10 protein-coding genes and 1 pseudogene are annotated in these 12,818 nt (G+C 31.8%); 9 read left to right on the forward strand and 2 right to left on the reverse strand.

The window, feature by feature from the left end:
- Nucleotide 1 precedes the first annotated feature (1 nt).
- From IHE43_RS00485 to rpe, 4 genes are all read left to right on the forward strand, one after another.
- On the forward strand, nt 2–1,204 hold the full coding sequence (locus IHE43_RS00485) for a DUF4249 domain-containing protein (RefSeq protein ID WP_192186182.1): 1,203 nt from the start codon (nt 2–4) through the stop codon (nt 1,202–1,204).
- Nucleotides 1,192–2,925, forward strand: a complete 1,734-nt coding sequence (locus IHE43_RS00490) for a hypothetical protein (protein ID WP_192186183.1) — start codon at nt 1,192–1,194, stop codon at nt 2,923–2,925. Before IHE43_RS00485 ends, IHE43_RS00490 begins: the two co-directional genes overlap by 13 nt.
- A 139-nt stretch (nt 2,926–3,064) precedes the next feature.
- The gene (locus tag IHE43_RS00495; protein ID WP_007804760.1) at nt 3,065–3,928 is read left to right on the forward strand and encodes an RNA polymerase sigma factor RpoD/SigA; all 864 of its coding nucleotides are present in this window, start codon (nt 3,065–3,067) and stop codon (nt 3,926–3,928) included.
- A gap of 333 nt (nt 3,929–4,261) precedes the next feature.
- A complete protein-coding gene (rpe, locus tag IHE43_RS00500) occupies nt 4,262–4,924 on the forward strand; it encodes a ribulose-phosphate 3-epimerase (RefSeq protein ID WP_192186184.1) in 663 nt (220 codons plus the stop codon).
- On the opposite strand, the gene IHE43_RS00505 is transcribed toward rpe, so the two are convergent.
- Together IHE43_RS00505 and IHE43_RS00510 are read right to left on the reverse strand one after the other, a co-directional pair.
- Entirely contained in the window at nt 4,901–5,689 is a 789-nt protein-coding gene (locus tag IHE43_RS00505; protein WP_192186185.1) for a DNA/RNA non-specific endonuclease, read from the reverse strand. The genes rpe and IHE43_RS00505 overlap by 24 nt on opposite strands.
- 96 nt (nt 5,690–5,785) lie before the next feature.
- Nucleotides 5,786–7,968: pseudogene (locus IHE43_RS00510) on the reverse strand (carboxy terminal-processing peptidase).
- A gap of 211 nt (nt 7,969–8,179) precedes the next feature.
- On the opposite strand from IHE43_RS00510, the gene surE reads away from it, so the two are divergent.
- The 5 genes from surE (at nt 8,180) to IHE43_RS00535 (ending at nt 12,569) form a co-directional block, all read left to right on the forward strand.
- The gene (gene surE, locus IHE43_RS00515) at nt 8,180–8,959 is read left to right on the forward strand and encodes a 5'/3'-nucleotidase SurE (RefSeq protein ID WP_192186186.1); all 780 of its coding nucleotides are present in this window, start codon (nt 8,180–8,182) and stop codon (nt 8,957–8,959) included.
- Entirely contained in the window at nt 8,952–9,224 is a 273-nt protein-coding gene (locus IHE43_RS00520) for a hypothetical protein (RefSeq protein WP_192186187.1), read from the forward strand. The genes surE and IHE43_RS00520 overlap by 8 nt, the downstream gene beginning before the upstream one ends.
- 67 nt (nt 9,225–9,291) lie before the next feature.
- A complete protein-coding gene (gene lpxB, locus IHE43_RS00525; protein ID WP_192186188.1) occupies nt 9,292–10,410 on the forward strand; it encodes a lipid-A-disaccharide synthase in 1,119 nt (372 codons plus the stop codon).
- Nucleotides 10,411–10,423: 13 nt separating this feature from the next.
- Nucleotides 10,424–10,909 (forward strand): C40 family peptidase, encoded by a 486-nt coding sequence (locus IHE43_RS00530; RefSeq protein ID WP_192186189.1) that lies wholly within the window; start codon nt 10,424–10,426, stop codon nt 10,907–10,909.
- A gap of 52 nt (nt 10,910–10,961) precedes the next feature.
- The gene (locus tag IHE43_RS00535) at nt 10,962–12,569 is read left to right on the forward strand and encodes a ComEC/Rec2 family competence protein (RefSeq protein WP_225585314.1); all 1,608 of its coding nucleotides are present in this window, start codon (nt 10,962–10,964) and stop codon (nt 12,567–12,569) included.
- The last annotated feature ends 249 nt before the right edge of the window (nt 12,570–12,818 follow it).

Here is a 12,818-nt window from a genome sequence, read left to right on the forward strand (position 1 = left end):
CATGAAAGTCTTATTCAGATTTCTCACAATATTAATACTCTCAACAACCGCTGGGTGTACGACTCCATACGACTATCAAACTAACGGATTCGATGATGTTATTACAATTGAAGCTACTATAACTGATCAATTTAAAACTCAGGAAATAAAACTTACAAGAACTTACAAACTTGAAGAAAAAGTACCTACGTTCGAAACGAAAGCTATTGTTTTTGTAACTGATGACAAAGGGAATAAATACGATTTTAAAGAGAATGCAGGAACATACACTTCTATAAATCAGTTTCAGGCAAGTCCGGACAGAACTTATGAATTACATATTCGTACCCAAGATGGAAGATCATATATTTCAAATGCAGAAAAATTACCACAACAAACCCAAATCGAAAGTGTAAACGCTGATGCTATTACCAAAGCAGGAGTTCTTGGAGTAGAAATTACAGTAAACAGTACTGACCCCACTAATTCATCAAAATACTATAGATATGAATATGAAGAAACTTCTCAAATTATTGCTCCAAAATATTATCCGGAAATGTTGGTTGCAAATAACGGTAGGGTTACTTTTCAGCCAAGAAATTATGAAGCAAGAATTTGTTATACTACGGAGAAATCAAACACTTTGTTATTGACAAGCACGAGCCATTTATCAGAAGACAAAGTATCTAATTTTCCAGTTCGATTTATTTCTAGCAAAGACAAATTTATCAGAAACAGATATAGCATTTTAGTTAAGCAATACGTTCAAAGTCTGGCTGCGCATACTTTTTCTGAAACACTTAAAGAAATATCAGCCACCGGAAGTATTTTATCGCAAACGCAACCTGGCTTTTTTTACGGAAACATTCAATCAGAAACTAATCCATCTGAAAAAGTAATCGGTTACTTTGATGTTTCGTCTTATTCAGAAAAAAGAATTTTCTTCAGTTTTACGGAACTTTTCCCGAAAGAGCCTAAGCCGCAATATCAATACGAATGTCCTTCAGAGATACCAGAATCAGACTTTCCACAATACTTTTTCAATTATTGTTTTTCTACTAATCCAAATGCGGGTTGTCAGGGAAATTTAATTGTAGAATACATACGAACAAGAATCAAAGTCTTTTTCCCCAATGAAGGTAACCTTTATTTATTGTACCCTATTGAATGTGGAGATTGCACGTCATTTTCATCAAATATAAAACCATCATTTTGGATAGATTAAAATATATATTAGTCATAGCTTTAATAATAAGTTTTCAGCAAATTTCTTTTGCTCAGAAAAGCAATACTATTAATGAGCTGAGTGAGATCGACAAAAAGTTAAACGAGTCAATTTATGTTAGCACAAACGGCAATTCGTTCCTAACCGGAGAAACTTTACTCTATAAATTTTTCTGCGTCAACAGTACAACAAATATTCCATCAAAATATAGCAAAGTAGCCTATCTCAAACTTATAGACAGTAATAAAAAAACCATTTTTACTCAGAAATTATTCCTTGAAAACGGAATTTCAAATGGTGATTTTTTTATTCCGACCACTTTAGAAACCGGAAGCTATAAGATTATCGGGTATACGAATTGGATGCTTAATAAAAATGCTTCAGTATATTTTAGTCAAGATATCTTTATAATAAATCCATATAAAGAAAAATCAAAAAATGTTATCACTGAGAAAGTTTCTCAGTCAGAAGTAATCTCGAATGAAAATATTTCTTTTGATTTAAAAAGTAAAACTTACAAAAGCAGAGATAAAATAGAATTTAAAATCAATACAACTTCTGAGGAATTTGCTAAAGGGAATTATATAGTATCTATTCGAAAAGCAGATGGTTTACTATCTCAAAATAAAATAAATTTTAAAGAATCACAAGCGGAAAACCAAAATAGAAATTTTAATACGGAAATCAATAGTACTAATTTTTTACTTCCTGAATTACGCGGGGAAATCATCAGCGGAAAACTTTCGTCTAACACCTCGGAAATTAAAAATAAAAAAGTGGCACTTTCTATTGTAGGCAAAAACAATGATTTGAAATTGACTAAGACGGATGAGCAAGGTAAATTTCAATTTAATTTGGAAAACCCAAATCCAAATCCAAATATTATTGTACAGGTTATTGAAGATAATAACGAAGATTATACTATTGTGATGGACCAGCCTAAAGACATAGATATTTCAAATTTAACATTCCCTGTTTTTGAGTTTAATTCAGAGTTTGTAAATAACGTGACCGAGCGCTTAGTTTCGACTCAAATCGAAAATGCCTATTTTAGCAAAAAGAAAGATAGCACTATAGTTCCTAATGATAGTATTGCATTTTATGGATCTTTGTCAAAGGAATTTAAACTTGATGCATTTACACGATTCCCAACAATGGCAGAAACGATTACAGAAGTTGTGGCTGGTGTTTACTTCAAAAAAATCAACAACGATTATTCGATTCATGTTTATGATTATGATCCTAATTATGAATCGACAATACCTGCCTTAATAACAGTTGATGGGTTAATTATTCAAAATGTAAATGAATTGTTTACCTATAATCCTAAAAATATTTATAAAGTTAATGTTGTAAAAGGACTTTATTACTATGGTTCAAAATCATTCAACGGAATTGTTGCTTTTACAACCAAAAATGGAGATTATGACACTAATCTTAAAGGTAATTTTATAATTAGGCCAGAAATTTTAAGACCTCAATATAAAAAAGAATATTTTCAGCCAGATTATGCAGATGGCAAATATTCAAGAATTCCAGATTACAGACATCAATTATTATGGATGCCAAAAGTTGATTTGAGTAATTCAGATTCAAAAGTATCTTTTTATGCATCTGATGTTCCGGGTAAATATGAAATAATTTTAGAAGGATTTTCGGGTACAGGAAAACCAGTTTTTATAAAAGAAAACATTGAAATACAGGATTTAATCTCAAATTAAAACCTCAATACTTAAGATAAAAAGATCCATTTCAGTATATTGAAACGGATCTTTTTTATTTTTTTTATAATTATTGTAACTTTTTTGAAACTTCCTACGTATAACCATTTGTACACTTTAAAAATAAGGAGACAAGAAAATGAGACAACTTAAAATCACCAAGCAGGTAACCAATCGTGAAACTGCATCGTTAGATAAATATCTACAAGAAATCGGAAAAGTTGACCTAATTACCGCTGATGAAGAGGTAGAATTAGCACAAAGAATAAAGGCTGGTGATCAAAGAGCTTTAGAAAAACTTACAAAAGCCAACCTACGTTTCGTAGTATCGGTTGCTAAACAATATCAAAATCAAGGATTAACGCTTCCTGATTTAATTAACGAAGGAAACTTAGGATTAATTAAAGCCGCTCAACGTTTTGATGAAACTCGTGGTTTTAAATTTATTTCTTACGCAGTTTGGTGGATTCGTCAATCGATCCTTCAGGCTTTAGCAGAACAATCACGTATTGTTCGTTTACCATTAAACAAAATTGGTTCTATCAACAAAATCAACAAAATGTATGCGTTATTAGAGCAATCTAACGAGCGTCCGCCTTCTGCTGAAGAAATTGCAAAAGAACTTGACATGACTGTAAATGACGTAAAAGAGTCTATGAAAAACTCTGGTCGTCACTTATCAATGGATGCACCTCTTGTTGAAGGAGAAGATTCTAACCTTTATGACGTTTTACGTTCTGGTGAATCTCCAAATCCAGACAGAGAATTAATTCACGAATCATTACGTACTGAAATTGAACGTTCACTAGAAACATTAACTCCTAGAGAAGCTGATGTTGTTCGTTTGTATTTTGGTCTTGGTGATCAACACCCAATGACATTAGAAGAAATTGGAGAAACTTTCGACTTAACCCGTGAACGTGTACGTCAGATTAAAGAAAAAGCAATTCGCAGATTAAAACATACTTCAAGAAGTAAAATTCTTAAAACTTATCTTGGGTAAAAAACCGACAAAATCCAATATTATAAATTCCAAATCCCAATTATTTTATTGGAATTTGGAATTTATTGCGAAACTACTTATATTGGACCTTAAAGCAAACAACAGTTTGATTGACTGTTCGTTTTTTGATTGATGATTGAAACTCCGGCTGATTACCGGAGTTTTTTATTGGTCTTAAATGAAAGGTTTTTTATCTTTTGGAATGTTGTAAAAACGCAAAGTTCACAAAGCTTTGCGAACTTTTGCGGTTAAATAAACTTTGCATAAATCCTTGCGAACTTTGCGGTTAAAAAAAATTATCTTTGCAAAAAAACAACTACACACAACTACACAATGAAGAATACACTTATTGCTCCTTCTGTTCTTGCCGCTGATTTTGCTAATTTGCAACGTGATATCGAAATGATTAACAACAGTCAGGCTGATTGGTTTCATATTGATATTATGGATGGAGTTTTTGTTCCGAATATTTCTTTCGGAATGCCTGTTTTGGAAGCCATTTCAAGACATGCTAAAAAAACAATCGACGTACATTTAATGATAATTGATCCGGACCGTTACATAAAAACCTTTGCAGATTTAGGCGCAAACATTTTAACTGTACATTATGAGGCTTGTCCGCACTTGCACAGAACTTTGCAAGCTATTAAAGCTGAAGGAATGAAAGCAGGAGTTGCGATTAATCCTCATACTAATATTGATTTATTAGAAGATGTAATCAACGACATAGACTTAGTGCTTATTATGAGTGTAAACCCTGGTTTTGGAGGACAATCATTCATCGAAAATACTTATGCTAAAGTTGCGAAACTTAAAGCTTTAATTACACGTAAAAATGCTTCAACTATTATTGAAATTGACGGCGGTGTAACCAGCAAAAATGCAAAACAATTAGTAGAAGCCGGAGCCGATGTTTTAGTTGCCGGAAGCTTTGTTTTTAAAACAGAGAATCCTGCTCAAACTATTGCTGAATTAAAAGCTCTTACTACTTTTTAAATTTTTCAAATTCGGAAAGAAATCAATTCCGGTCATTTTTTCTAAAGTTTCAATCGGAACTACGAAATCATAAAGTGACTTATCGCTATCTTCATTCGGAACCAAAAAAGCAATTGCCTTATGCTCTTTTCCTGATTTAGCCAAAATGATTTTATAAAAATATTTAGGAACAGATACTTCTTCTGTTCCTATTTTTTTATCTGAATCTTTCAAAATTCCGCCAGTTACTATGTAAATATCGCTATACTTTCCAGCCCAGTAACGTACTTTTTGTTCTAATCTATTCCAGACACCGCTATTAAAATCATGTTTTTGAGGAGAAATATTTGAAGTAAAAAAAGTATCCGTATAAGCACTTTTATCAAACTCCATATCACCGGCAGGACAAAGATGTCCTTTATCATAACCTGATTTTTTATAGTTTCTCCAATCAGCAGAGCCTGTTGTTACTTTTGGATCTTCGATAAAATACGGTCTTTTAAAATCGTTATTTTTGAGATATTCTTTCTTTAACTCATAAGCAACCCATTCAGCCTGCTCGAATTTTTCATTATAAGACAGTGTATAATATTTATGTTTTACAATTTGTTTCGTTGTCGAAGTTGGCAAATAAGAAAAAGTATAAACCGAATCTGTATGACTCTGATTGGAGACAAAATTGGATTCAGTCTCTTTCAAATCATTTTTAACATTACTATTTATCATTTCTTTTTTACAGGAAATCGATAGCAAAATCATCAAACCAAACAAAATATAATTTCTCATCTACAGAATATCTTTATTAATTAAACTTACAAAAAAAACGCTCAGAAAAATAAATTTTCCAGAGCGTTTAATAACAAATTTATGCTTTCTCTAAAATTAAGATTTTACTAATTTATCTTTTTTCATTTTAGGCGTAACACTATTTTTAACTAAACCTTTAGTTTGTAAATCATCTAATACGTTTAATGCTTCTTCTACATAGACATCTTTTGCTAACGACTGATGCCATGCCTCTCTTTTTTCTTTTAAAGTAGCGTCGCTATTCATTTCAAGTTCTTCGTAAGGCAAAGATTTAAAAACCAAATTATTTTTGTAATCTGCAATTGGTTTGTACTTTTTACCTTCGTTTTCAACTTGATCCTGAGTTGCTTTAAAACTATTGATATTTAAACTATAGGTATTTTCTTTATTTTTAACATCAATCCATTTAGCATTATCCTCAATTAATTTAAACTGAGCATTACCTGCAATTCTACTTCTGCTGTTTGCAATCGCCTGATTAAATTTCTCATTTGAAGTCCAGGTGTTATAATCTGCCGGATCAATTTTATCCCATGGCATTGCATTATCAATATCACGCTCCCCCATTTTTAAGTAAGCATAACGATCCGGCATAACCACATCACTATGAACACCTTCTAACTGAGTTGAACCACCATTAATTCTGTAGAACTTTTGACCAGTAATTTTCAAAGCACCTAAATCCCCATAACTTGCATTACGAACAAACTGATTTAGATCTAAAACGTTTTGCACCGTACCTTTTCCGTAAGTTTGTTTACTTCCAATAATTACTCCTCGTTTGTAATCCTGAATTGCAGCTGCTAAAATCTCTGAAGCCGAAGCCGAGAAGCTGTTCACCATAATTACTAATGGACCGTCCCACTCGATTTTTTTATCTTTATCGTATAAAACTTCTTTCTTTTTTCCTGCAGATTTTACCTGAACAATTGGCCCCTCTTCAATAAATAAACCTGCAATATCCACTACTGTCGATAAAGATCCACCACCATCATCACGAACATCAAGTACAATTCCGTTAATATCTTCTTTTTTCAGTCTTTCAACTTCAAGAGCGATATCTTTTCCGGCATCACGGCCATCTTTATTTTCAAAATCAATATAAAATTTAGGCAAATAAATCACCCCATATTTCAATCCGTTTCTTTCTACAAGACTAGATTTAGCATATGTTTCCTCAATTTCAACTACATCTCTAATGATTGAAATTACTTTAATCGTTCCGTCAACTTTTTTAACTGTAAGCTTTACTTCAGTTCCTTTATGACCTTTGATTTTTTTCACGACATCATCAAGACGCATTCCCACAACATCAACCGGCTCTTCGTTTCCTTGCGCTACTTTCAAAATCATGTCGCCTGCCTCAAGTTCTTTTCCTTTCCATGCTGGTCCGCCGGAAATCAATTCGTCAATTTGAGTAAAATCATTTTTCTTGGTTAATCTTGCTCCAATACCTTCTAATTTTCCGCTGATATTAACATCAAAACGATCTTTTTCCTCTGGTGCAAAATAGCTTGTATGCGGATCGAAACGTGTCATAATCGAATTTACGTACACAGAAAACCAATCTTCTTTATTCAAATCTTTAATTAAACTAAAATTATCATCTAAAGATTTAAAGAACTCTCACGAGTTTCTTTTTCCAAAGCTTCAAAAGATTTTGCTTTGTAAGCAGCATCTGTTTTCTTTTTATCTTCTTCTAATTTTTGTTTAGTAACAAGAGATGAAAGGGTAGATAATTTAATCTGTTTTCTCCATCTTTCATTAATTTCAGTTGCATTCTTAGCATACGGAAGATGCTCATAATCCGCATTAAAAGTTTCGTCAACGTTATAATTGAACGGTTGAGCCAAAATCGTTTTGTAACGTTTTTTGCTCTCTTCCATTCTCTTCATCAATCTCGTATAAGTCAGATTGAAAAACGTCAGGTCTTTATTCAAAAACTGGTCATCTAATTGTAGCTCATATTGCTTAAATTCATCAATATCAGACTGCAAAAAGAACCTTTTTGAAGGATCTAAAGCATCAATATAATCTTTAAAAATTCCTTTAGAGAATTCATCATTTATTTCAGCCGGACTGTAATGTCCTTTTTCAATAACAAAGGCAAGTAATTCTAAAAGTGTTTTATCTCTATTTGGATCCGGATCTACTGACTTATCTGCATTAATTTTAAAAGCAAATAATGTTAATGACAAGCATAATACGGCTATAAGTATTTTATAATTTCTTTTCATCAATTTAATAATAGCATTCATCAATTTTTTAATCTAAGTTACGGTAAAAACTATGCCAAGACAGCCAAGTTCACTATAATTTTTTGTTAAAGGTATAAAAATGTTTGATGTACGAAAACGTTCTTTAATTTAGTTGACAATTTTTATTTATTTGTTAGTATTCTACCATAATCTGTTACTACATTTGCTTTAACAAGCTTTAATTTTGACAAATCAAAAATGAAATCCAGGCATGAAAAATGAAAAACCTTTAATATTAGTTACTAATGACGATGGAATTTTAGCACCCGGAATCAGAGCTTTGATAAGTGTGATGGAAACTATTGGCGATGTAATCGTGGTTGCCCCTGACAAGCCTCAAAGCGCAATGGGACATGCCATTACCATCAATAATACCTTATTTCTGGATAAAATTTCAAAGGAAAATGACGTTACTACCGAATACAGCTGTTCCGGAACGCCTGTAGATTGTGTAAAACTGGCGGTAAATGAAATCCTGCACAGGAAACCTGATTTGTGTGTATCAGGAATCAATCACGGTTCAAATTCTTCTATAAATGTAATTTATTCCGGAACAATGAGTGCCGCAGTTGAGGCAGGAATTGAAGGCATTCAGGCAATTGGTTTTTCTTTATTAGATTTTGACTGGAATGCCGATTTTGAGCCCGTTAAATCATTTGTCAAAAAAATCACACTCGAAACCCTTGCCAATAAACTTCCAACCGGGGTGGTTTTAAACGTTAATTTTCCAAAATTAAAGGAAAAAGAAATTAAAGGAATAAAAATTTGCCGTCAGGCGAAAGCTTATTATGCTCAAAAATTTGACAAACGCCAAACTCCTTATGGAAAAGATTATTATTGGCTTACCGGAAAATTCACAAACGAAGATAAGGGAGAAGACACTGATGAATGGGCCCTGGAAAATGGCTACATTTCAGTCGTTCCTGTACAATTTGATTTAACAGCACATCATACTATGCAACAACTTAATACCTGGAAATTAAATGAATAAAAAAGACATTCTTATTGGTTTTATTATCGGAATATTTACTGCTCTTCTTGGAAGCTATTTGTTTATCACATTCTTTACCACTTTTGATCTTTCATCAGGAATTGAGACCATTAAACATTATGGCTATTTAGGAAAGATAATTACTCTGGGCACTCTTTTAGATCTTGCAGTATTTTTAATTTTATTAAAAAAAGATAAAGAATTGATGGCGCGAGGAGTTGTTTTAGCCGTGATTGTTCTGGCAATTTCAACTTTGTTCATTTAAATATTATCTTTGTACTGCAAAAAAATTCTGCTCTTTAATAACAGAAACAGTTCTCAAAAAAATTCATATGAAATATTACATCATTGCTGGTGAAGCTTCTGGAGATTTACATGGTTCCAATTTAATGAAAGCATTATATGAGGAGGATCCTCAGGCTGATATTAGATTTTGGGGTGGCGATTTAATGCAAAAGACGGGCGGGACTCTAGTAAAACACTATCGTGAATTGGCATTTATGGGTTTTATTGAAGTTGTTTTTAATTTGAAAACTATTTTAAGCAATATTACTTTTTGCAAAAAAGATATTTTGGAGTTCAAACCAGATGTTATCATATTTATTGATTATCCTGGTTTTAATATGCGTATTGCAAAATGGGCTAAAGAACTGAACTATAAAACGCATTACTATATTTCGCCCCAAATCTGGGCTTGGAAAGAAAACAGAATCAAAGCCATCAAACAAGATGTCGATAAAATGTTTGTGATTTTACCTTTCGAAAAAAGCTTTTATGAAGACAAACATCATTTTCCTGTCGATTTTGTGGGACATCCTTTGATTGATGCCATTCAGAATCAACCTTCTTTTGATGAAACTGTTTTTAGGAAAGAACATCAATTAGGTGAAAAACCTATTATTGCTGTTTTACCGGGAAGCCGTAAGCAGGAAATCACAAAAATGTTAAGCGTAATGCTAAGTGTTGTTGATGATTTTCAGGAATATGAATTTGTAATTGCCGGTGCTCCAAGTCAGGAGTACGAGTTTTATCAGCAATTTATCAGCAATAAAAACATCAAATTTGTCTCAAACAAAACATACGATTTATTACGTTCCTCAACAGCTGCGTTAGTAACATCCGGAACAGCAACATTAGAAACGGCTCTTTTTAAAGTTCCCGAAGTCGTTTGTTACAAAGGAAGCGCTGTCTCGTATCAAATTGCAAAACGGATTATTACACTAAAATATATTTCGCTTGTCAATTTAATTATGGACCAAGAGATTGTAACCGAATTAATTCAGGCTGACTGCAACACCAAACGAATTAAAGAAGAACTTCAAAAGTTACTTGAACCGCACTATCGAGAAAAACTGCTTAAAAATTATGATATTTTGGAACAGAAATTAGGCGGGGTTGGTGCCAGTAAGAAAACCGCAAAACTAATTGTAGCGGATTTAATGCAACATTAAAAGACTTATTGTTTTGAAAAAAATACTTATTTTTCTTCTTCTCTCTATTGTTTTTACTTCTTGTAAGTCGATTTCAAATGCAGTAAACAATAGAGAAACTATACGGGAAAATAAATATATTGTCAATCATTTAGTTGAAAATGCAACTGATAATATTGGAGTAAAATACAAAGCCGGCGGAACAACAAAAAGCGGCTTTGATTGCTCAGGGTTAGTATTCACCACTTTCGAATCTGAAAATATAAAACTACCACGTAGCTCCAATGAGCAATCTAAAATTGGAAAAATAATCAATATTGACGATGCTCAAAAAGGCGATTTAATCTTCTTTAAAACCAATAAGAGTAAACAAATAAATCACGTTGGTTTGATAACAGAAGTAAAATCTGACGAGATAAAATTTGTACATTCTTCCACTTCAAAAGGAGTTATAATTTCATCGACAAAAGAACCTTATTATAAAAATTCGTTTGCTCAGATTAACAGAGTTGTCGAATAATATTATTTGAATAAATATTATTTTTCTTACAATTTTTTAATACTTTTAAGCCATGAAAGTATTAGATTTTCCATTGGCTAAAATAACTTTTAGCTTCGTTTTTGGTATTGTGGCCGCGTATTATTGGCTACCTTCAATTACAATTTCCGTAAGATGTCTTTTCATTGGCATTTTATTTCTTTCAGCGCTTTATCTTTTCTCAAAAAAAAATAAAAAGCTGAATATATTCTTCGGTTTAAGCACTTATTACACTTCATTTTGTATTGGCATAATTGCATTCTCAATCAACACCGATTCTTTTCAAAACTCCAATTATACACATTATAAAACTGCATTCGAAAATCCGCATTGTATCGACATTACATTGCGCGAAAAACTAAAAAGCAACACTTACAATGATCGTTACATTGCACTTATAAATAGCGTAGATAATAAATATTATTCCGGCAGAATCATCGTAAACATAGCAAAAGACAGTATCAAAAATTCTTTTGTTATTGGAAATAGCATCAGAACTAAAACCGTCCTTCAACATACTAATTCACCTAAAAATCCAAATCAATTTAATTATGCTCAATACCTTAGCAATAAACAAATATATGCTCAAATCTATATTTCAAAAGCAGAAATTGTCCTCAATAAAAATGCAAAAAAAGACATCTGGTTTTATGCTTCACGCTTAAATACAAGGATAGTTCACAATCTTGAAAAAGCAAAATTTAATAAAGAAGAAATGAATGTTGCGCTTGCATTAATCCTTGGTCAGCAGCAAGAAATCTCTTCAGATATTATTCAGGATTATCAATATTCCGGTGCAACTCACGTTTTGTCCGTTTCAGGATTGCATGTTGGTTTCATAATGTTATTTATATTGTTCATCCTCAAACCAATTCCAAACACTCAAAAAGGTTCTTTTATAAAATTAACCAGCATTATAATTTCATTAATGCTTTTCGCAATTATTTCAGGTCTTTCTCCACCAGTTTTGCGATCTGTTGTTATGTTTTCATTTTTGGCAATTGGCAATCATTTACATAGAAGTAGCAATATCTATCATACTTTATTGGTTTCTATTTTATTAATATTACTTTTCGAACCTTATTATTTATTTGATGCGGGATTTCAATTAAGTTATATCGCATTATTTTCGATACTTTGGCTGCAGCCACTATTAAAAAGCATATGGCCTCCTAAAAACAAAATAGTCAAATATATCTGGGAAGCATTAACTGTTTCATTTGCAGCTCAAATTGGTACATTTCCAATTTGCCTTTATTACTTTCACCAATTTCCGTCACTCTTTTTTGTAACCAATATTCTAATTCTACCTGTGCTATCCTTTATAATGATCGTTGGCATTGTAGTTATGCTTATTTCTGCATTCACAAGCTGCCCGCTAATTCTGATTCAAATTTTCGAAAAAAGCATTTATCTTTTAAATCAAATTATACATTATGTGGCTTCGTTTGAATCATTTGTAATCAAAAATATTAGTTTTAATTCTTATCACTTAATTTCTTTTTACTTGTTTTTGATTGCAGGCACTATTTGGTTTAAAAAGTCTTCTTATAATAAACTTATTATCGTCCTTATCACAATAATTATGATTCAGCTTTCATTTGTTGAAACCAAAAAGAAATCGAAAGCAAGCAAGAATTAATTGTTTACAACGCAAAGAAAAAAACAGTCATCACTAAAAGAATTGGTAAAGACATCAAACTTTTTACAAGTGATGTTCTTTCAGAAAAAGAATTAAAAAATAACGTTTTTGAAGCTTATTTGGTTGCAAATTTCGGAGTGTTGAAATCAGTAAATAAAATTAAAAACGTTCTGTTTTTTAATGGAAGGAAAATATTAATAATAGATAATTCCGGTATCTCTGAAAATAGAATTAAACCGGACATTCTGT

Source organism: Flavobacterium sp. MDT1-60 (genome assembly GCF_014844035.1).
Classification (GTDB): Bacteria; Bacteroidota; Bacteroidia; order Flavobacteriales; family Flavobacteriaceae; genus Flavobacterium.

Excerpts from the sequence above, each read along its gene's own strand:
- IHE43_RS00485 (WP_192186182.1), top strand. The coding sequence starts at position 2 with ATGAAAGTCTTATTCAGATTTCTCACAATATTAATACTCTCAACAACC.
- IHE43_RS00495 (WP_007804760.1), top strand. The coding sequence starts at position 3,065 with ATGAGACAACTTAAAATCACCAAGCAGGTAACCAATCGTGAAACTGCA.
- rpe (WP_192186184.1), top strand. The coding sequence starts at position 4,262 with ATGAAGAATACACTTATTGCTCCTTCTGTTCTTGCCGCTGATTTTGCT.
- IHE43_RS00505 (WP_192186185.1), bottom strand. The coding sequence starts at position 5,689 with ATGAGAAATTATATTTTGTTTGGTTTGATGATTTTGCTATCGATTTCC.
- surE (WP_192186186.1), top strand. The coding sequence starts at position 8,180 with ATGAAAAATGAAAAACCTTTAATATTAGTTACTAATGACGATGGAATT.
- IHE43_RS00520 (WP_192186187.1), top strand. The coding sequence starts at position 8,952 with ATGAATAAAAAAGACATTCTTATTGGTTTTATTATCGGAATATTTACT.
- lpxB (WP_192186188.1), top strand. The coding sequence starts at position 9,292 with ATGAAATATTACATCATTGCTGGTGAAGCTTCTGGAGATTTACATGGT.
- IHE43_RS00535 (WP_225585314.1), top strand. The coding sequence starts at position 10,962 with ATGAAAGTATTAGATTTTCCATTGGCTAAAATAACTTTTAGCTTCGTT.